The 20,910-nt window shown below is 62.9% G+C and carries 16 protein-coding genes; 11 read left to right on the top strand and 5 right to left on the bottom strand.

Annotated features, from left to right (window positions below):
* The first annotated feature begins 6 nt into the window (after positions 1-6).
* From GLS_RS03650 to GLS_RS03630, 5 genes are all read left to right on the top strand, one after another.
* Positions 7-483, top strand: a complete 477-nt coding sequence (locus GLS_RS03650; RefSeq protein WP_041112625.1) for a flavin reductase family protein — start codon at positions 7-9, stop codon at positions 481-483.
* A gap of 128 nt (positions 484-611) precedes the next feature.
* Positions 612-2,795, top strand: coding sequence for a TonB-dependent siderophore receptor (locus tag GLS_RS03645; RefSeq protein WP_193363845.1), 2,184 nt, complete (start codon positions 612-614; stop codon positions 2,793-2,795).
* Between the two features lie 2 nt (positions 2,796-2,797).
* Positions 2,798-3,073, top strand: coding sequence for a hypothetical protein (locus GLS_RS03640; RefSeq protein ID WP_049750721.1), 276 nt, complete (start codon positions 2,798-2,800; stop codon positions 3,071-3,073).
* Positions 3,070-3,387, top strand: a complete 318-nt coding sequence (locus tag GLS_RS03635; RefSeq protein ID WP_226986630.1) for a hypothetical protein — start codon at positions 3,070-3,072, stop codon at positions 3,385-3,387. Before GLS_RS03640 ends, GLS_RS03635 begins: the two co-directional genes overlap by 4 nt.
* Positions 3,384-4,973, top strand: coding sequence for a PepSY-associated TM helix domain-containing protein (locus GLS_RS03630; protein WP_052327447.1), 1,590 nt, complete (start codon positions 3,384-3,386; stop codon positions 4,971-4,973). The genes GLS_RS03635 and GLS_RS03630 overlap by 4 nt, the downstream gene beginning before the upstream one ends.
* On the opposite strand, the gene GLS_RS03625 is transcribed toward GLS_RS03630, so the two are convergent.
* Both GLS_RS03625 and queF read right to left on the bottom strand, forming a co-directional pair.
* Positions 4,963-5,772, bottom strand: coding sequence for an aminoglycoside N(3)-acetyltransferase (locus tag GLS_RS03625; protein ID WP_041111234.1), 810 nt, complete (start codon positions 5,770-5,772; stop codon positions 4,963-4,965). The two genes, GLS_RS03630 and GLS_RS03625, sit on opposite strands and share 11 nt — an antisense overlap.
* Before the next feature lie 8 nt (positions 5,773-5,780).
* Positions 5,781-6,269: a preQ(1) synthase gene (gene queF, locus GLS_RS03620; protein ID WP_041111232.1), complete on the bottom strand. Its 489-nt coding sequence runs from the start codon at positions 6,267-6,269 to the stop codon at positions 5,781-5,783.
* A 181-nt stretch (positions 6,270-6,450) separates the two neighbouring features.
* On the opposite strand from queF, the gene typA reads away from it, so the two are divergent.
* Complete coding sequence (gene typA / locus GLS_RS03615; protein ID WP_041112621.1) at positions 6,451-8,271, top strand: translational GTPase TypA; 1,821 nt, start codon at positions 6,451-6,453, stop codon at positions 8,269-8,271.
* A 210-nt stretch (positions 8,272-8,481) separates the two neighbouring features.
* On the top strand, positions 8,482-8,859 hold the full coding sequence (locus tag GLS_RS03610) for a hypothetical protein (protein ID WP_193363844.1): 378 nt from the start codon (positions 8,482-8,484) through the stop codon (positions 8,857-8,859).
* 116 nt (positions 8,860-8,975) lie between these two features.
* Here GLS_RS03610 and GLS_RS03605 read toward each other — a convergent pair whose 3' ends face one another.
* The 3 genes from GLS_RS03605 to GLS_RS03595 all read right to left on the bottom strand — a co-directional run bounded on the left by GLS_RS03605 (position 8,976) and on the right by GLS_RS03595 (position 12,600).
* Complete coding sequence (locus tag GLS_RS03605; RefSeq protein ID WP_041111230.1) at positions 8,976-10,067, bottom strand: glycosyltransferase family 61 protein; 1,092 nt, start codon at positions 10,065-10,067, stop codon at positions 8,976-8,978.
* A 163-nt stretch (positions 10,068-10,230) separates the two neighbouring features.
* Positions 10,231-11,487, bottom strand: a complete 1,257-nt coding sequence (locus tag GLS_RS03600; protein WP_041111227.1) for a D-amino acid dehydrogenase — start codon at positions 11,485-11,487, stop codon at positions 10,231-10,233.
* A gap of 90 nt (positions 11,488-11,577) precedes the next feature.
* On the bottom strand, positions 11,578-12,600 hold the full coding sequence (locus GLS_RS03595; protein ID WP_041112619.1) for an NAD(P)/FAD-dependent oxidoreductase: 1,023 nt from the start codon (positions 12,598-12,600) through the stop codon (positions 11,578-11,580).
* A gap of 41 nt (positions 12,601-12,641) precedes the next feature.
* Here GLS_RS03595 and GLS_RS03590 point away from each other — a divergent pair, with 41 nt between their 5' ends.
* The 4 genes from GLS_RS03590 to addA all read left to right on the top strand — a co-directional run bounded on the left by GLS_RS03590 (position 12,642) and on the right by addA (position 20,853).
* Positions 12,642-13,721 carry a glycosyltransferase family 4 protein gene (locus GLS_RS03590; RefSeq protein WP_041111225.1) on the top strand — a complete coding sequence of 360 codons (1,080 nt, stop codon included), beginning with the start codon at positions 12,642-12,644 and terminating at the stop codon, positions 13,719-13,721.
* Between the two features lie 63 nt (positions 13,722-13,784).
* A complete protein-coding gene (gene tsaE, locus GLS_RS03585; RefSeq protein WP_041111223.1) occupies positions 13,785-14,234 on the top strand; it encodes a tRNA (adenosine(37)-N6)-threonylcarbamoyltransferase complex ATPase subunit type 1 TsaE in 450 nt (149 codons plus the stop codon).
* Complete coding sequence (addB, locus tag GLS_RS03580; RefSeq protein ID WP_041111221.1) at positions 14,231-17,281, top strand: double-strand break repair protein AddB; 3,051 nt, start codon at positions 14,231-14,233, stop codon at positions 17,279-17,281. The genes tsaE and addB overlap by 4 nt, the downstream gene beginning before the upstream one ends.
* A complete protein-coding gene (addA, locus tag GLS_RS03575; RefSeq protein ID WP_052327446.1) occupies positions 17,278-20,853 on the top strand; it encodes a double-strand break repair helicase AddA in 3,576 nt (1,191 codons plus the stop codon). Before addB ends, addA begins: the two co-directional genes overlap by 4 nt.
* Positions 20,854-20,910: the final 57 nt, after the last annotated feature.

Raw genomic sequence — 20,910 nt, 5'->3', positions numbered from 1 at the left:
ATTGTCATGACGACTCCGAACGAAACCGATTTCCGCAAAGCCATGTCCCATTTCGCCACGGGTGTTGCCGTGGTGACGGCCAAAGGCAGCGAAGGCGAGCAGGGCGCGACCATCAGCGCCCTGACGTCCGTGTCCCTTGATCCGCTTCTGCTGCTGATCTGTCTTAACCGGGCCAGCGCGACCTATCGTGCGATTGCGGAAGCCGGGGTGTTCGGCCTCAGCATTCTGGGCAACGACCACAAGGACGTGGCGATGCTGTTCGCCAGCCGCACGGCCGACAAGTTCGGGTCGGACGTGATCGAGCGCGCGGCGGATGGCACGGCCTTCGTCCGCGATTCACTGGTCAAGATGCACTGCGAACTGGTCGAGACGTTCCAGGGCGGCACCCATGCCCTGTTCATGGCGCGTCCCGTTGCGCTGGAACTCGATGAGAACCGCCCGCCGCTGCTTTATTTCCAGGGGCAGCTCGGCATTACGCTCTGATCCGTTCGTACGCTCCCGTTCCCGGTTCAGGGGGCGGGAGGGAATGGAAGGACGTGGTTTTCTGATTTAGTTGAGAATAATTATCATTCGTGATAAATCCCGCGCCTCTTATGGAGTGAGAGTGTGTGATGCGGGTGCATGCATGTTTTATTCCCTGTGCGGCGATCCTGATCGGGCTGCCCGCAGGTGTTGTATCTGCGCAGGATCTGGAGGGCGGGGCGGACCGCCTTCAGCATATTCCAAAGGCGTCGCCTTCCCGGAAACAGCTTTCTTCGTCCCGCGCCGGAGCTGTGGAGACGGTCCGGGTTCATGCCAGTCATGCCAGTCTTCTGGCTGCGAGCGGGAATGCCGCGACCAAGACGTCCACGCCCCTTGAGGACGTTCCACAGAACCTGACGGTCATCACACAGGCGCGGATGTCGATGCTCAACTCGCGCAGCCTCTCCGAAGCGGTACGATACGCGGCGGGTGTTTCCGATTACGGCTCCAAGGATGACCCGCGCGGCTATCTGGGCACGATCCGGGGCTTTTCTCCGGACATCTATCTGGATGGCACCCGTACGCCGGATGCTTCCAGTTCCCAGTCCTTCAGCATTGAGCCCTGGGGGCTGGAAGAAATGGACGTGCTGCGCGGGGCGTCTTCGGCGCTTTATGGGTCCGGGCAGCTTGGCGGGATTATCAATGCCGTCAGCAAGCGCCCGCGCGTGGACCAGCAGAATCAGGTCGCGTTCCAGACAGGATCCTACAGTCGCGTTCAGGGGGCGGCGGATGTCGGGGGCGCACTGAATGCGTCCAAAACGCTGCTCTGGCGTTTCAACGGGCTGCTCCGGAAATCCGATACCTATGCGAAGAACATCAAGAACAATGAGGTCTATGTCGCGCCGTCTCTGAGCTGGCGCCCGGATGACAGGACGGATTTCACGATTCTGGCGAGTTATGAACAACTCGATGCGGGCTCGACGGCCCAGTTCCTGCCGGCGGATGGTACGATCTATGCCAGCCCGTATGGCTATATCGCCCGCAATTTCCTGAACAGTGATGCGGATTATGATGTCTATTCCAAACGGCAGGCCGCAATCGGATACAGCTTCACGCGGCGTCTGACTCCCAACTGGACCATCAGTCAGAATATGCGTTACGCCCATCTGGACCTGTCTTACCGGTACGTGACGGCCGTTGCCCTGTCTGCTGACCAGCGGACGCTGACACGTCAGGCGCTCCTCCAGTCTGCCAACTACAACAATGTCACACTGGACACGCGTTCGGACCTGAAGCTGCGGACGGGGCCGGTCCGGCATGAAATCCTGTTTGGCGTGGATTTCCGGAGCGACTTCATGGCCAACCGTCGTGGACAGAAGACGGCCCCGTCTCTGGATCTGTACAACCCGGTCTACAGGCCCATCTCCTGGCCAAGCTACGGAACCAAGACCAATACCAATGAAACCGAGACCCAGACGGGTGTGTATGCCCAGGAACAGGCCCGGTGGCATGATTTCTACCTGACCCTGTCCGGGCGCGGAGATTTCACCCAGAGCCTGACGGTCAATAACCTGACAGCTGGCCGCACGCCGCAGCAGGACAACGCTTTCACGGGCCGCGTGGGGCTGTTGTACAAATCGCCGATCGGTCTGTCGCCTTATGTGTCCTACGCCACGTCATTCCAGCCGCAGGTCGGCACGACGCGCCTGAACACGCCTTATCTGCCGACGCGAGGGCGGCAGATCGAGGCCGGTCTGAAATACAAGCCGCCCCATGGAACGCCCTGGGGCGAGGATTTCATGCTGACTGCGGATTTCTTCGATCTCGTCGAGACGAATGTCCTGACGACGGACCCTGAAGATTCGACCTATGATATCCAGACCGGCGAACAGCGCACCCGGGGCTTCGAGGCCGAAGGCGTGGGGCGCCTGCCGTATCGCATCGATATGCTGGCCTCGTTTACCTATCAGGACCCCCGGATCACCAAAACGACCGTTGCCGCACAGCTCAACCAGCGGCCGGTCGCTATCCCGTCCCATATGGCATCGCTCTTTCTCAAGCGGGATTTCCGGCTGACGAAGGACTGGATGACAGGGATCGGTGGGGGAGTGCGCTATACGGGGAATACGGCCGGCGCACTGCCTGAGACATTCTCCGTTCCCAGCCAGCTTGTCTGGGACCTTCAGGCCCATGTGGACTATCAGCGCTTCGGAGTGCAGTTCAACGGGACCAATCTTGCGAACCGCCATTATGTTGCGGTCTGTACACGTTCGGTTGCTTGTGCATGGGCGCCGGGCCGGGCAGTGTTCGTAACCCTTTCCTATCGCTGGTGACCATGTTGGTTGTCCTGATCCTCGCAAGCGTGGCGGTCGTTCTGTCGGCTGTCCTGTTTTACGTGTCCGTACCTTCCCAGCGTCTGCGACAGAGGCCATTGCCCGGGCGGTCCGGATGGCTGTGGGGTCTGGGATGCCTGATCGCTGGAACGGTCCTCTTCAGTCGCGTTCTCCAGCCTGTGGCCGCGATACTGATCGTCATGACGCTTCTGATGGTGTCCTGCATCGGGGTCACGCTTCTGGTGGCGGTCGGAAAACAGGAGGGACGCAGCCTGTGACCGATACGGTGCACGAGCCGCGCAACGCTCCGCTGGATGGACGGGGATGGGCAGGCAAAGGGCTGGCGGGGCTTGTTCTCGGCGCAACCCTGGCCACGGGGCTTATGGGTGTTTTCGGACTGCTCTTTCATGCTGACGCCCAGTTCAGGACGGCTGCCGCACAGATACTGCGCTGGTTTCCTGGCCCTGTCTGGGGTGTCGTTCTGGCCCTGTCCTTCCTTTTCCGCTCTCCCGTGCGGGCCTGGACAACGCTGGGTGTTCTGAACGGGGTGGTCTGGGCCGCCTATCTGCTGTTGCGAGGCATCCTGGTATGAAGATCCGTGGCGATATCGTCCGGTTGTACCGGAATGTTCACAGCTGGGTCGGCATCATGGCTGGTTTGTTTCTGTTTGTCGCGTTCTATGCGGGTGGCATGACGATGTTCGAGGGCGTGCTGGAAAGCTGGTCCGCCCGGCCGGTCGCGTTACCTGCGGCTGTCCCGGTGGAGCATCTTCCGGACCTTCTGCAGAAGGCTTTCGCGGCCGATCCCTCTGCCGTGGCAAACCATACGGTGATCCTGCATCCCGATGTTGCTCATCCCTCCAGCCTGATATGGTCTGCATCCCATGACCGTGAGCATGGTCCCGCACGGACCGTGTATGCCGGTCTGGCCCCGGACGGCACTCTGGTCACCCGGACACAGACCCCCTCACAGGCCGCCAGTTTCATCAATATTCTGCACCAGCGGATTGGACTGCCGCTCGGGCGGGAATCCGGCCGTCTGGTCATGGGGATCGTGGCGCTGCTTTATGCGGTGGCCCTGGTATCGGGGACAGTGGTGATGCTGCCCTCTCTGGTCCGGAATCTGTTTGCGCTGCGTCTGACAGAAAGCCTGCGCCGGATGTGGCTGGATTTTCACACGCTTCTGGGTGTGTGTTCGCTCCCGTTTCATATTGTCATGGCGGCGACGGCTGCGGGATTTGCTTTCCAGCGCCCGATCATGACCCTGGAACAGAGCCTTTTCCGCCCGGCCCCCTATGTCGAAAGCACGCAGGGTGGGCACGATGGAGCCCATGCCCACCATCACGGGGGCGGGCATCCGGGAATGGAACGGCCGCTTCTGGAGCCGGGAGCGCTGGTCGCGTCTCTGGCGGAACAGGTGCCGGATTTCGAGCCGGACGCACTCGTCTATTCCACCCGGAACGGCAAACTCTCCCTCCGCGTGACCGGACATGACACGCGCCATGTGACCCGGCGCCCTGATGGCGGCTATGTGGACGTTGATCCCTATGGCGGCCGTATAACGTCCACGGATTTCCTGCCTGGTCATCAGGGAGGCGGCTTTCTGGCGCTGACCACAATCTATGCGCTGCATTTCGGGGCGTTCGGTGGTCTGTGGGGGCGGGCAGGTTACGCGCTGCTCGGGTTGGGCGGGGCTTTTCTGTTCTATTCCGGAAACCGGCTGTGGTTGTCGTCCCGCCGCCGGCGGGAGCGCAGTGCCGGGTTGGTGCAGGACAGTCTTGGCACACGGCTGCTTTCGGTGCTTACGGCGGGAGGGATGCTCGGATGCATCTGTGGGGTTTCAGTCGTTTTTGCGACTGTTCCCCTGCTGCCGGAAGGAGGTCATTATCAGAGCATCGAGACCATATTTTACGCTGTCCTGTTCGGATGTGTGGTTATGGCGGCATGGCTGGGGGGAGAACGCAGCACGCGTCCGCTTGTCGGGCTGGCTGGTGTCCTGACCCTGCTGATCCCTGTCACTGATGGTCTGTCGCGACTGTTGCTGGCGCGACCGATCACGGGAAACGTGATCGGCGTGGATATCGTCGCTTTGGTTTATGGTCTGGTTCTGCTCCTGACGGCCATGCGGGCAACGCGGGCACTGACAGTCGGCGGTATGGAGGAGACGGTCAGGGCCTGAAAGACGTCCAGACCGACGCAATCTGCCGGATCGCTTCGCCGAGCGGAAAGAGCCGGGACGGGGCTGACCCCACATGCCCGTGCCGGAGCATGACATGTCCATCCAGTGTCGCGCCCGCCGGGAGGAAACGTTCGGGCCTGGTGCAGGGGGTGTGAAACCGGACCCAGCGCCGCTCCCCATCCACCATAATGGCAGTTCCATCTTCCTGTGTCGGGCCATCGGGCTCGGCGAGGCGTTCGGCCAGATGGAACGCCGTGCAGCTTTCCCATCCCGTTCCGATCATCAGGACATGGGCATCCCTGTCCGCCAGAACCGCCAGCGGAGAAGCCGTACCAAACGGATCTTCAAGCGGTTGCCGGGCAAGGATGTCCGTGGCCAGCGGACCAAGTGCCGTGAACGAGACCTGCGGATGCGTACTGCGCTGCACGCCGGGCCATGTCCTGAAGGTTTCGGCGATCTGCCCCATACCGCGCGTGGGGGTGAGGCGCGGGTCATAGGGCGGTATGGTGGCCCGGATCGTCTCCCACCAGCTTTCCGGGACCGGCGGATCGCACCAGCCTGACGGATCGCTCAGTTCGGAAGACTGCGCGGGCATGACGATCGTGCCTTCCGGCCCGCCCGCCTGGAGCAGGCTCCCGATCACGGCGGGCGCCCCGCCGCAGACCCATCCGATCCGGCTCAGCGATGCATGGACCAGCAGCGTCATGCCGGGCGTGATCCCCAGACGCTGGAAGTCCACCACAAGCCGGGCCTGCGTGACGGGTCCGCTGGAGCGGGCGATGGCGGCGGCTTCGGTCATGGACTGGTTCAGCCGCGGCCACGATAGCCGGGGACGTCCTGTGCGGGAATCCACACGCCCTTCGGTGGCTCGCCCGTCTGCCAGAACACGTCGATCGGGATGCCGCCGCGCGGATACCAGTAAGCGCCGATGCGCAGCCACTGTGGATCGAGCAGGGCCACCAGACGTTCGGCGATGGCGATGGAGCAGTCCTCGTGGAATGCGCCATGATTGCGAAAGCTGGTCAGGAAGAGCTTGAGGGATTTGCTCTCTACGATCCATTTGCCGGGGATATAGTCGATGACGATATGCGCGAAATCCGGCTGTCCCGTGACCGGGCAGAGCGACGTGAACTCTGGTGCCGTGAAGCGCACGACATACTGCCGCCCCTGATGCGGGGAAGGGACGCGCTCAAGGACGGCTTCTTCGGGACTCTGGGGTGTGGTGGTGGCGCGGCCGAGCTGGCTGAGAGCGTCGGTTCCGGGTGCGGACGGGCCGGTCGGCTGATGGTCGGACATGATGCGGGTTCCTCGATAGGGCCTTGATGCGGCCGTGATTCCGGCAGATGTGGCCCAGCTTTCCCGCAGGCTCAAGGCATGTCTGCTACGAAAAAGGCGTGACAGAGTTTGCATATTGGCGGGATTCGGTGCAGAAGACGGCGCAAATCCTCTCTTCGATGCCTCCCGTCTGGAAGACCACATGGAACTCCGTAATATCGCCATCATCGCGCACGTCGATCATGGCAAGACCACGCTGGTTGACGCGCTTCTCAAACAGTCCGGATCTTTCCGCGACAACCAGCACGTTGCCGACCGCGCGATGGACAGCAATGACCTCGAGCGCGAGCGTGGCATCACCATTCTCGCCAAGTGCACGTCCGTTGTCTGGAAAGACACGCGCATCAACATCATCGACACGCCGGGCCACGCCGATTTCGGTGGTGAGGTCGAGCGTATCCTGAGCATGGTGGATGGCGCGATCATCCTCGTCGATGCCGCTGAAGGCGCGCTGCCGCAGACCAAGTTCGTGCTTGGCAAGGCGCTGGCCCGTGGCATCCGTCCGATCGTCGTCGTCAACAAGATCGACCGTTCCGACGCCCGTCCGGACGAAGTGCACGAAGAGATCTTCGACCTGTTCGCTTCCCTCGGCGCCGACGAGTTCCAGCTCGACTTCCCGATGCTCTACGCTTCGGGCCGTCAGGGCTGGGCCGATCTGGAGCTGGACGGACCGAAGAAGGACCTGTCCCCGCTGTTCGATCTGGTGCTGCGCCACGTGCCGACGCCGAACGTGGACAAGGATGCGCCGTTCGGAATGGTTTCCACCATTCTCGAGAGCGACAACTTCCTGGGCCGTATCCTGACGGGTCGTATCGATCAGGGCCGTGCGAAGGTGAACATGCCGGTGCGCGTGCTGCGTCCGGATGGCACGGTTGTCGAGACCGGCCGTTTGACGAAGCTGCTCTCCTTCCGTGGCCTGGACCGCGTGCCCGTCGAGGAAGCCGAAGCCGGTGACATCGTGGCCGTGGCCGGTCTGTCCGAGGCAACGATTCCCGACACGATCGCCGATCCGTCCGTGGAAGAGCCGCTGCCGTCGCGTCCGGTCGATCCGCCGACACTGTCCATGACCTTCCGCATCAACGACGGCCCGCTGGGTGGTCGTGAAGGCAAGAAGGTGACGTCGCGCCAGATCCGTGACCGTCTCTTCAAGGAAACCGAAGGCAACGTGGCCATCAAGGTGACGGAAAGCCCGGAAAGCGAAGCGTTCGAAGTGGCCGGTCGTGGCGAACTTCAGCTTGGCGTTCTTATCGAGACGATGCGTCGTGAAGGCTTTGAGCTGACGATCGGCCGTCCGCGCGTTCTCTTCCGTGAAAACGAAGAGACCGGCGAGCGTGAAGAGCCGTTCGAAGAAGTCCTGGTGGACGTGGACGAGCCGTATTCCGGCGTCGTCGTCGAGAAGATGTCCCTGCGTAAGGGCGTCATGCAGGACATGCGTCCGTCCGGTGGCGGAAAGGTCCGTCTGACGTTCCTGATCCCGTCGCGTGGCCTGATCGGCTATCACGGCGAGTTCCTGACCGACACGCGCGGTACGGGCCTCATGAACCGTCTGTTCCACGGCTACCTGCCGTATGTCGGCCCGATCGAAGGCCGTCGCAACGGTTCGCTGATCTCCGCTGAAGACGGCACGACGACGCAGTACGCGCTGTTCTCCCTGCAGGATCGCGGCACGATGTTCGTCGATGCCGGCGAGAAGATCTACACGGGCATGATCCTCGGCGAGCACTCGCGCGAGAACGATCTGGACGTCAACGCGGTCCGCGAAAAGAAGCTGACCAACATGCGTGCTTCCGGCAAGGACGAAGCCCTGCTTCTGACGCCGCCGCGCCGCATGAGCCTCGAGCAGGCCATCGCCTATATCGAGGACGATGAGCTGGTCGAAGTCACGCCGTCTGCCATCCGCATCCGCAAGCGTTACCTGGATCCGCACGAGCGCAAGCGTGCCTCCAAGTCCCGCGAGAGCTGATCCGTCCTTTTCAGGGCCGGTTTCATGGAAAAGGCGTGTCCCGGAACTTCCGGGGCACGCCTTTTTTCATGGGTGCATAATGGAGTTTGTCTGAATTGAGGCGCCTTTGTGTATTGCACGGAAGCGGGACTGAAATTTCATAAAGTTAATGCGCGACCGTGTCAGACAGGAATGATAATGTTGCGGCCAAGGCCACTTCGGGAAACCTGAATGCTGGCTCGTCTTTATTCTGTTGTGGAGCTCCGTTTCCAGATGCGTCTTTTCAACCGTTCCCTGATCGCCGCCGTTTCCGCCCTGGCTCTGACGGCTGCTCCGGCGTTCGCCGATCCCGCCACGACGGCTGCTCCCGCTGCTCCCGCTGCTCCCGCTGCTCCCGCTGCTCCCGCTGCGCCTGCCGCTGAAGCTCCTGCCGCCCCGGCTGCCGAAGCCACCCCTGCTGCACCTGCTGCCGAGTCCGATGCTGCCACGGAGACGGGCACGAAGAAGCATCACGGCAAGGGCAAGAAGCACCACCACAAGCACAAGCACCACAAGAAGACCTCCGCTGCCACGGACGCCGCTCCGACCGAAGCTGCTCCGTCCAACTGAGGACATGTCTTCCGGCCTGTCACAGGGCCACAGGACACGGAACGGGGTCTGCTCAGGCAGGCCCCGTTTTTTTTATGAGGAAAGCCTGCCGCAGGGCCGGTTGGATTTCTGTAGGGCTAGTGAATAAGAGAATCGACTTTTTCGAAAAAGCTCTTCAGGTCCTCTTCAGTACATTCGATCCTGTACTGATTGTTTTCCGGTGTAGGCCATTTGCAGTTTCTGGTTACATAGACATTCTGATGTCCCATCAGATAACCGATATGCAGCTGCACAGCATTCCAGAACCCAAGGCATCCTACGACGGTGCCAGGGGATGAAAAAAGGGTGCTGTGCATACCGGAGCCATGCTCTCCAACAACAGCCGCAGCTTCGGAGAAGATCCGGATCTGCTCCTCAAGAGAGAATTTTTCCGGATGGATGATTTCATATCCCCGCTCCAGAGCCATTTCCTCGAAAAGGGCACGGCGGGAGAGCTGTCGGTTGCTGTGAAGAAAATCGGATCGGGACACGAGGATCTTGCGTGTCTTTTTCTCGCTCCCGGAAGAAGGCGTCAGGGACGTATAGAAATCCCGGACGAAGCTGTGGAATGAAAACTCGTTAGTATAACAATAGGAGGGAAGAATGGCTTCCCGGCACAGGACGATGTCGGATCCTGGATTGTAATTGATAATATTTTCTCTTCTGACGTCGAGGGCAAACTCCAGAAAACGATAGACCCACTGAGGGCTGGAATGCGGGAGGAGGATTTTCGTTTTGGAAAATTGTTCGCCTATCGTCGCTTTTGCAACGGCAAATCTGGGCAGATAATCAATCAGCCAGTGCCCCCAGACGTCGAACGATACGCCGTCTCCTATGACGACGGGTTCGTCGATGACGATCTTATTTTTTTGTGACTGAAGAAAATAATCGTCTTCTTGTGGAATGCTGCGCTGATTATCAAAGCCTGTGGCGCAGTCATAAACAAGATTGGTATTGAGGATATTGCTGCCCGGTCTGGTAACGACCAGATTTCTCACATTGTAGCAACCTACGGGATTAAGATCCGGAGTGGGTCTTTTCCAGTGGTAATTATAGGCCCAGTTACGGTCGTCCGTAAGCTCCCAGACTCTGAAAGGGCCAACAACTTTCTCCGCAGGTCGGAACTCATGAAAATGCGAAACACCGCAAGGCGCAGTGATTGAGCCTTTGGAAATATCGGAAAAATTCATTGCGTATCCAGTTTGTGCAACGCATGCGTGTAACAGCATACTCATCGATTGGCACTGAACTGTAACGCTACTCTTGAAATCCAGAAAACGGCAAAAGAGGCAAGAGCCAATAGTCTGGTATCCTGTCCGCAAGGACCATAATGGTTTGCGGACAGGAAATTTCTCAGACGCCGTAGCGGTCGAGCGACAGGTCGAGGGATGGAATGGCCGTCTGGCGGCTGGAGATCTGGTCCGCGACGATCTGGCCGGAGCCTGCCGCCATCGTCCAGCCCAGCGTGCCGTGGCCGGTGTTGAGCCACAGATTGCCGTAGCGCGGGGAGGGGCCGACGATCGGCGTGCCGTCCGGCGTGCAGGGGCGCAGGCCGGTCCAGTATTTCGCGGACGACAGGTCGCCGCCGCCATACATTTCGCTGAAAGACAGCTCCAGCGTCTCGCGACGGTCCGGGCTGAGGCGCAGGTTGAAGCCGTTCAGCTCCGCCGTGCCGCCGATGCGGATGCGGTCGCCAAGGCGCGTGATGGCAACCTTGTATGTCTCGTCATTGACCGTCGAGACAGGGGCGCGGCTTTCATCCGTGATCGGCATGGTCAGAGAGTAGCCCTTGACCGGATAGATCGGCAGCCGCAGTTCAAGCGGCTTGAGGAAGCGCGGGGAGTAGCTGCCCAGTGCCAGAACGTAGCGGTCGGCGGTCATGCGGCCAGCGCTGGTGCGGATGCTGACGATGGCATCGCTGGCAGCTTCCAGAGCCTCGATATTGACGCCGAGATGGAACTTCACGCCCTTCTCTTCGGCCATCTTGGCCAGACGGCGCGTGAAGAGATGCGCATCGCCCGTCTGGTCACCTGGTAGCAGCAGGCCGCCCTTGAGCAGGTGCCGCGCATGGGCAAGGCCGGGCTCGCGGGCAAGGATCTCGTCCACGGTCAGCAGCTTGTGCTCGACACCGCTTTCGGCCAGCAGGCGCATGTCTTCGGCGGCGTATTCGATCTGGCTGTCGGTGCGGAACAGCTGGATCAGGCCCTTCTGGGCACCGTCATAGGTGATGCCGGTCTCCGCACGCAGCGTGTCCAGACGGTCACGCGCATATTCCGCGATCCGCAGCATCCGGCCCTTGTTGATGTCATAGGCCTTTTCCGTGCAGTTCATGAGCAGTTCGCCCATGAAGCGGAACATGGCCGTATCAAAGCGCGGACGGATCACGAGCGGGCTGTGCTTCTCGAACATCCACTTCGCGGCCTTGAACGGCAGTCCCGGCATGGCCCAGGGAGTCGAATAGCCCGGAGAGACCTGACCCGCATTGGCAAAGGACGTTTCCAGACCCACACCCGGCTGGCGGTCGATGACTTCGACTTCGTGGCCTTCCTGAGCGAGATACCAGGCCGTTGTCACGCCGATGACGCCGGCGCCCATAACGATGACTTTCATATCTGTCCTGCTGTGTTGTCGTTCGTGAAACCGCCCTGAAGCCATGAAAGCCAGCTCAGCGCTGCGAAAAAACTGTCCCGTCCTGCTCCGTCAGCCCGGCACGCCCTTGCTGGTCGAATATTCGAAATGCAGGGCCGTGTCGGGATGGACGATGGCATGGATGGCATGGGCCGCCATGGCGCCTTCGGAGAATCCCTGAAGGATCAGCTTCAGCTTGCCCGGATAGGTCGCCACATCCCCGATCGCGAAAATGCCCGGTGTGCTGCTCTCGAGCGTGGCCGGGGTGACGGGGACGGTGTTGCGATGCGTGTCCAGCCCCCAGAGCGCGATCGGCCCCAGATCGGTGGACAGGCCATAGAACGGCAGAAGCGCATCGGCTTCGATATGCCGGGATGTGCCTTCAAGCGTCGTGACTTCCACGGTCGAGAGCACGCCATCCGTGCCGTGCAGGGCATGGAGCTGATAGGGCACAACTTTCTCGATCTTGCCGGCCGCAATCTGCTGTTCAATACGCGAAAGCGTCTCGGGGGCGCCGCGGAAGCGGTCCCGGCGATGCAGCAGATAGACCTGCGCCGCCACTTCGGAGAGGGACAGTGCCCAGTCCAGCGCGGAATCGCCGCCACCAGCGACCACGACGCGCTTGCCCGCAAAATCAGCGCGTTTTTTGACGTAATACTGCACGGCCCCCGTGCGCTCATAGGCTCCAAGCCCGTCGAGCGGCGGACGGTTCGGCCCGAAGGCACCGGCGCCTGCCGCGATGATGACGGCCTTCGCGGTGATGACGTCGCCGCGTGCGGTCTTCAGCGTGAACGCCCCGCGCTGGCCTTCCAGCGTCTCGACCCGCGAGCCCAGCAGGCGGGGCACGTCGAACGGTGCAATCTGCTGTTCGAGCGCCTCGATCAGCGCGCCACCTTCGATGGCGGGATGGGCCGGGATGTCGTAGATCGGTTTTTCCGGGTAGAGCGCCGCACATTGTCCGCCTACGCTGTCGAGCGCGTCGATCAGGACGCAGGACAGTTTGAGCATGCCACATTCGAATGCGGCGAAGAGGGCGGTCGGACCGGCGCCGACAATCGCGACATCGGTGTTGAGGGTTTGAGGTGCAGTCGTCATGACCTGTTTCATAATCGGTTTGAAGAGGTTGGGGTAGGGCATTGAAGGCACGATATGCGTTTGTAATTCAGGACCTCAAAGGCCTCGGTGGGACCGAGCGCTCGGCCTGCGCCGTCATGAACGGGCTGATCCGTCAGGGCTGTGAGGTGCGGCTGGTGGAACTCGTCGGGGCGGGGGCTGCGGCCTTTCCGCTGTCGCCCGAAATCGCCGTCTCGTCCCTGTTCGACCGGCCCGTGAAGATCTTCAATTCCTGGTTCCGCATCGTCTGGCGGCTGTCGCGCCTGCTGAAACGGGAGAAGATCGACACGCTGGTGGTGGTGGAGGCCACCCATGCACTTTACGGCGTGGCAGCGGCCCGGCTTGCGGGCGTGCGCTGTGTCGTGTGGGAGCATTTCAATTTCAACGTGACGCTGAACCGCCGCAAGCGCGTCTGGGGACGGCAGATCGCCGCACGCTGGGCCGACGATGTGGTTGTCCTCACGCAGCGGGACACGGTTCTTTGGCGTGAGGGCACGAGGGTTCGGGCGCGGTTGACGGCCATTCCGAACATGGCCCCGGCCGTGACGGACAGGCCTTATCCGGAAGCGTCCCGTCTGGTTCTGGCGGCGGGACGCCTGACCGAGCAGAAGGGCTATGACCTGCTGCTCCGGGCTTGGCGGATCGTGGAACAGGACCCGCGGAGTGCGGGCTGGGAACTTCTGATCCGTGGCGATGGTCCCGATCGCGGTGTCCTGCTCCAGCAGGCCGAAGGGCTGCATCATGTGACGATCGCGCCCGCAAGCGGGGGCATCGATGCCGATTACGCCCGGGCCGCGCTTTTTGTAGCGTCTTCGCGTTATGAGGGCCTGCCGATGGTGCTGCTCGAAGCCATGGCGGCGGGCGTGCCGGTCGTGGCGTTCGACTGTGAGACCGGGCCGGCAGAAATCGTGCGCGATGGCGTGACCGGATCGCTGGTTCCGCCCGAAGAGCCCGAGGCTCTGGCCGTCGCCCTGCTGGAACTGATGGGCGCCCCCGAACAGCGCCAGCGCATGTCGGCCAAGGCGCGGCAGAGGGCGGCAGAGTTTCAGGAAGGCCCTGTCATGGCGCGGTGGAAGGCACTTCTTCAGCACACATCCGGCTGAACGGGCACGGATGTTCCCCAAACGTGCTTGCTGGCTCCGGGCAGTCGGGCCACATTGGGGCTCATGCAGATACGCCTCGATGACCAGCTTGCAACCGAAACTCTGGCGGCCCTGATCGCCGATCGCTGCGCGCCCGGAGACTGCCTCGCGCTTTCGGGGGACTTAGGGGCCGGGAAAAGCACGTTCGCCCGGGCGTTCCTGCGCCATCTGGCACAGGATCCGCAGATGGAAGTACCCAGCCCCAGCTTCGCGCTCGTTCAGCCGTACGAGACGCTGAAAGGGGCGGTGCATCACTATGATCTGTGGCGGCTGGATGGGCCGGATGCGCTGTATGAACTGGCCTGGGACGAGGCCTGCGAGGGCATCATGCTGGTCGAATGGCCGGAACGGGCCGGGGACCTGCTGCCCGACGGTGCGCTGCATCTTACATTCGCCCCCGGAGACAGCGAGGACTCGCGCCTCGTGGACCTGACGGGCTGGCCCGAAGAGCGCCTGACAGGACTGAACCCATGAGCGGCGTCGTCACCATTGCCGGCACGGAGCCGTTTCTGGACCGTGTGGCGCAGGAATGGCTTGAGCGGGACCCAGCGGCTGGAACGGATGGTCCTGGCCTGATCCTTGTCCCCAGCCGTCGCGCGGGCCGTGCGCTGATGGAAGCGTTCCTGCGGGCTCTGGATACGCAGGCCGCACTTCTGCCGCGCATTGTCGCCATCAATGACGTGGACGAGGATGCGCTGGCGTCCATCGGGATCGACGTCGTTCTGCCGCCCCCTGTGGAGCCGCAGCGTCGTCTGGCCGTGCTCTCGATGCTGATTCTTCAGACGCCGCTCGTGAGCGTTGGTGTGGACAGCACCAAGGGGATCGATCGCGCCTGGCCGCTCGCCAAGGCGCTGGCGGACCTGATGGACGAGGCCGAGCGCAGCGGCGTGGATCTGGCTGAACGTCTGCCGGATGCGGTGGAGGAGCGCTTTTCCGATCACTGGCAGCAGACGCTGAAATTTCTGGAAATCGTGACTGCTATCTGGCCGAAATGGCTGGAAGAGGAGGGGCTGTCCAACCCCGTGGCGCGGCAGATTGCGCGTCTGAAAGCACAGGCGCAGGCCTGGGCGGAAAAGCCGCCGCTGACGCCGGTCTGGGGTGTGGGATTCGCGGATGGATCGGCGGCGGTGTCGGATGTGCTGGCCGTGGTGGCGCGGCTTCCCGCCGGGCTCGTGATCCTGCCGGGCGTGGATCTGGGGATGACGGATGAAATCTGGGCCGATCTACCACCGTCACATCCGCAGGCTGGCCTGAAGGAAATCCTGACGGATCTGGGCCTGTCCCGCGAGGAACTCACGGACTGGGATGGCGGGCGGGATCGCGGGCGCGAACTGATGCTGCGCGAGGTCCTGCTGCCGGAACACGGGATCGAGCACTGGGGGCAGGACAGCCGTCCCCGCGATATCGATGGCCTCTCCATACTGCCCGCGCAGGACCAGCAGCAGGAGGCGCAGGCCATTGCCCTGATCCTGCGCGATGTCGTCTCCGAAGCCGGGAAAACCTGCGCGCTCGTCACGCCGGATCGTGCTCTGGCGCAGCGTGTGGGGACGGAGCTTCTGCGGTTCGGCATTCATGCCGATGACAGTGCGGGCGAGTCCCTCTCCCAGACTCCGGCCGCCGTATTTCTGCGCCTGATCGCGACTGCCGCTGAAGCGCGACTGTCACCGGTGGCGCTCCTGTCCGTCCTGAAACACCCGCTCGCCGCTCTGGGGCGCACGCCGGGCGACTGCCATGCTTCGGCCCGGCGGCTGGAACGGCTCCTGCTGCGTGGGCCAGCTCCCGCGCCGGGCATCGCGGGCCTGAAAGCCGCGCTGCACGAATACACCCAGAAGAAACATGCGCCCGATCACGGTGCCAGCGCAGATGCCCCCGACGAGCCGGAAGGTCCCGCCGCTTTCATCGCGCGCATCGAGCAGGCCTTTGATCCGCTCCTGTCCATCGAAGGCGCCATTCCCCTGCCGGAACTGCTCGAACGCCTGATCCACACGGCCGAGGCTCTGGCGGCTACTGCTGAAGAGCTGGACGCGCCGGAAGACGAACTGCGCCATCCAGGCGCGCGTCTGTGGCTGGGCGAGGATGGCGAGGCCTTGTCCCGCCATCTGGCGGCGCTGATCGTCAATACCGGCATCCTTCCGCCGCAGCGCCTGACGCATCTGGATTCGTTCCTCAACACGTCGATGGCCGGGCAGATGCTGACCGGTCTGCGCGCGCATCGTGGCGGTGTGGAACTGGCGCATCCGCGCGTCTCGATCCTTGGCGTGCTGGAAGCACGGCTTCTGGCGTTCGATGTCGTGGTGCTGGGCGGTCTGAACGAAGGCGTCTGGCCACCCGCGACCGATCCGGGCCCCTGGCTGAGTCGTCCGATGCGTGTGCGTGTGGGTCTGCCCTCTCCGGAGCGGCAGACGGGTGTGAGCGCGCATGATTTCGTCTCGACCATTCTGGCGTCGCAGGAGGCCGTGTTTGCCAGTTCAGCCCGGCGGGAAGGTGCGCCCGGTGTTCCCGCGCGCTGGATGGTGCGGATGGAGGCGTTTCTTGGCGGACGGTCGCAGAGCCTGCCGGTGCATCCCGCGCTGGACTGGCAGCGCTGTTTGGATCAGCCGCTCGCAGGCGCCGAAGCCGTTGCGCCGCCCGAGCCGCGGCCGCCCGTCGCTCTGCGTCCGCGCGGTCTTAGCATTACCGAGATCGAAACCTGGATGCACGATCCGTATGCGATCTATGCCAAGCATGTCCTGAAGCTCCGGGCGCTCAAGCCGCTGGAGGAAGGCGCTGAACACGCTGATTTCGGCATGATTGTGCATGATGCGATGGAACGTGTCCTGAGCGACTTCCCCGAGCGCTGGCCCGCCAATGCGAGCGCCATCCTGCGTCGCGTTTTTGCTGAGGAACTGGCCAAGGCCAATATGCGCCCGGCCCTCGTGAACTGGTGGGGGCCACGTCTGGCCCGGATTGCAGACTGGGTGGCGGAAAAGGAAGCTGCCTACCGTCTGGACATGGAGGAAAGCGGCCCGGCGCAGGGGCGGTTCGTGGAGGTCACGGCATCTTTTCGTCTTCAGGCGGCTTTTGCGCCGTTCGAGCTGCGCGGCCGTGCGGACCGGATCGATATCGGTGCGGATGGTCTGGCGACGGTCTTTGATTACAAGACCGGACAGCCCCCCAGCGGGAAGAATGTTGCGGAGGGCTGGTCCGTCCAGCTCGTGCTCGAAGGCGCGCTGCTGGCGAAAGGGGCGTTCAAAGACGTTCCGGCCGTGGAGACGAAGAAACTGCTCTACTGGCACCTGACCGGGGGGGATGATCCAGGCAAGGAAAGCGAAGTGCCCGGTTCACGCTCCGGCACGGACGCACCCACGCTGATTGGTGAGGCCATGGAAAAACTCCGGACCCTCGTGGACGAATACGACAATCCCGATCAGCCCTACCGCTCCCAGCCCTGGGCCGGGCACGTCCCGCGTTACACCGACTACGCGCAGCTTGCCCGCGTGGATGAATGGCGCGCGGCTTATGCTGAAGGAGAGGGTGAATGAACGACATGCCGCCTGTTACGCGCCCTGTAACCCGTGACGAAGTCATTGCCGCCGCCGACCGCACGCAGCGTCAGGCCTCCGATCCGCGCGCTTCGGTGTTCGTTTCCGCCTCGGCGGGTTCGGGCAAGACCAAGCTGCTGATCGACCGCCTGCTGCGGCTCATGTTGCCGCTCTATGTGCAGACCGATGATGGTGACACCATTCTGGCCGATGGCGCGCATCCTTCGCGCATCCTGTGCCTGACCTATACCAAGGCTGCGGCTGCCGAGATGGCCAACCGGCTTCAGCAGAAGCTGGGAAGCTGGGTCTCGCTGCCGGATGCGAAGCTGGGTGCGGAGCTTGAAAGCCTCGACGTTCCCAACACGGACGAAACCCGCCGCCGTGCCCGCGCGCTGTTCCTGTGCGTTCTCGATCTGCCGGGCGGCCTGCGGATCGAGACAATCCATGCCTTCTGCCAGTCTCTGCTGCGGCGGTTTCCGCTGGAAGCCTCGGTCGATCCGCATTTCACACTGATGGAAGAGACCGACACCACACTGGCCCTGCGCGAGGCGATGGAAGACGGGCTGGCCCGTTCGCCGGAGCTTGCCGCCGATGTGGCCGGAACAGTGGGTCTGGACCGCTTTTTCCAGCGCATCCGCACGCTGAACATGGAGGAGAGCCGCGCCCGGCCGTTGCTGGAGCGCTGGGCGACCCTGCCGGACAGCGTGGTCAGTGCCTATCGCAAGGCCCTGAAAGCCGGGCAGCAGAGTCTTGAAGACTTGGAAAGCCTCGCCTGTCAGCCGCCGAAGGAAGACGATCTGCGGGCCGGTCTGCGGGATGTGCTCGGGTCTGTAACCGCATCTGGTCGTGTTTTCGTCGAGCAGATGCTGGCGTGGCTTGGAACGGACCCCGCCGAGCGCGTCCCCGCAGTGTGGGCGGAATGCTTGCTGACAAAGGAAGGCAAACCGCGCAAGGTGAATGGTCTTGTCGCCAAGAAAGCGCAGGAGGCCGTTCCGGGCATTGCGCCTTTGCTGGAAGACGAGGCGCAACGGCTCGTGGATCTTCAATCCAGCCTCAAGAGCGCGCGTCTTGTTCTGCTGAACCGCGCCCTGCTGGGGCTGGCCGCGCCAATGCTGACGGCGTTTCAGGCCGGCAAGTCGGCTCGCGGGCTGGTCGATTACAACGACCTCATTCAGGAAACCCGCAATCTCCTGCGTGATCCAGGGGCGGCCTGGGTGCTTTACAAGCTCGATGGTGGCATCGACCATCTGCTGCTGGATGAGGTGCAGGACAATTCCGGCCTGCAATGGGAAATCGCCGGCGCGCTCACATCCGAGTTCTTCGCAGGTGAGGGCGCGTGGGACATGGGGCCGCGTCCGCGCACCATCTTTGCGGTCGGGGATTACAAGCAGTCGATTTACGGCTTCCAAGGCGCGCAGCCGGAAGAGTTTCACCGCTGGCGTCACGAATTTGCCAGCCGGGTCCGCAATGCCGGTCTGCTGTGGCGCGATCCGGAACTGAACGTTTCCTTCCGTTCGGTCCCACCCGTCCTGTCTTTCGTGGATGCGGTGTTCTCCCAGCCTCTCGCCGCGCATGGTCTGCTTCAGGACGATGAAAAAACGCTCCGTCCGCATGTCTCGGCCCGTCCGGGGCAGGGGGGACGCGTGGAACTCTGGCCGCTCGTCCCCGTCGTGCAGGGCGAGGATGATGACGAAGGCCTCACGCCCTGGCGTGCGCCATCCGCCAATACCGGACAGCGCAGCGCCCCGCAGCGCCTTGCCGAAGCGCTTGCGGAATGGATCGACCAGCAGATTGGATGTCCACCCCAGCCCGGACAGGCGCCCCTGACGGCTGGCGATGTGCTGATCCTCGTCCCCCGGCGTTCCCCGTTCCTGCGCTCGCTGATCCGGGCTCTGAAATCACGCAATGTGCCAGTGGCGACGCTGGTCCGGGTCGGGCTGACGCAGCAGGTGGCGGTCCGCGATCTCATGACGCTCTGCGCGGCCCTGCTTCTGCCGCAGGATGATCTGACACTGGCTTCCGTCCTGACATCCCCGCTCGGCGGGCTGACGGACGACTCGCTGATGGCGCTCGCCACCCGCAATGGCACGGCCCATGCCCTCGGCCCGAAAGGCCAGCCGCTCTGGACCGTTCTGCGCGAACGGCATCGGGAGCGCGAGGACTGGCGGTCGGCCTGGGAGATGCTGTCCACGCTCTATGCGCGCGTCGATTATGCGTCTCCGTATCGGTTGCTTGCCGAAATGCTGGGCCAGCATGGTGGCCGCACGCGGCTGCTGCGGCGTCTGGGGCCGGAAGCGGCCGAACCGGTGGACGAACTGCTGACGGCAGCACTGCGCTATGAAGGGCTGCATCCGCCATCGCTTCAGGGCTTCCTGCATTGGCTCGAAGCCAGCGAGATCACCAGCAAGCGCGAAGCCGAAAGTGAGCTTGGAGCCGTCCGAGTCATGACCGTGCATGGCTCCAAGGGGCTTCAGGCGCGTCTGGTCGTGATGCCGGACACGACGTCCAAGCCACCGCCGGGCAGCGATTTCCTGTGGGAAGAGGCGGGCGCGTTCGAACTTCCGCTCTGGGTTCCGAAAAAGGATATGGGGACGGATGTCACGACGGCTCTGTCCGAACGGGACGCCGAAAAAGCCCGTGCCGAGAGCAACCGCCTGCTCTACGTCGCCCTGACCCGTGCCAGTGACTGGCTCGTGATCTGTGGGGCCGGAGCCAAGCGCGAGCCTGCGGATACAAGCTGGTATCGGCAGTGCGAGGCCGGTTTCCGGCAACTGGCCAATGCGCGTTCCGAACCGATAGATCTCGGCTGGGAAGGCGAGCGGCTCGTGCTGGAAGAAGCGCGTACGCTTGCTCCCGTTGCTTTCCAGCTCGGATCGGCCGAACCGCCCTGCGCTACCCTACCGGACTGGATGGGGCGTGCGCCGGACTGGAAGCCCGTCATCACGCCGCATGAGGATGCCATGACGCGTCCGCTCGCGCCCAGCCGTCCGGATGGCGCAGAGTTCGGCGAACTCCCGGCTGCACGTTCGCCGCTGGAGCTTCTGGCCGGTCGCCCAACCCCGGTGCGCGAACAGGCCATGCGACGCGGTACGATGATTCACCGTCTGCTCCAGCTTCTACCCGAAACGCCGCCCGCCGAGCGCGAGGCTGTAGCTCTGCGCTGGCTGTCCCGCCGAGCTCTCGGCCTGACGGAACCGGAAATCGATCGTCTGGCCCAGCAGGTTCTGGGTGTTCTGTCCCATCCCGACCTTACGCCGCTGTTTGCACCCGGAAGCCGTGCGGAGCAGCCGATTTCGGGTGTCAGCGCGGGCCGCGTGGTGCTCGGGCAGGTGGATCGTCTGCGGATCGGGGACGGGCAGATCTGGGTCTGCGACTACAAGACGAATCGCAATCCTCCTCTGCGAGCCGAGAGGACGCCGGTCGCCTATCTGCGGCAGATGGCGGCCTATCGCGCCGTGCTGGAGCAACTTCATCCCGGCTACGACATTCACTGTTCTCTGGTCTGGACGGAAGGACCGGCCGTTGTCACACTTCCGTCCCCGCTACTGGATCAGGTCCGTCCCGGAGCTTGATGCAGATCAAAAGCCCCTTGCAGTGAGGGGCAGGGCAGCCGATATCCGTTCTCAGAA

It is taken from the genome of Gluconobacter oxydans DSM 3504 (genome assembly GCF_000583855.1).
Lineage (GTDB): Bacteria > Pseudomonadota > Alphaproteobacteria > Acetobacterales > Acetobacteraceae > Gluconobacter > Gluconobacter oxydans.
The sequence above is the reverse complement of the archived record's forward strand: the minus strand, read 5'-3'. Positions and strand labels throughout refer to the sequence as shown.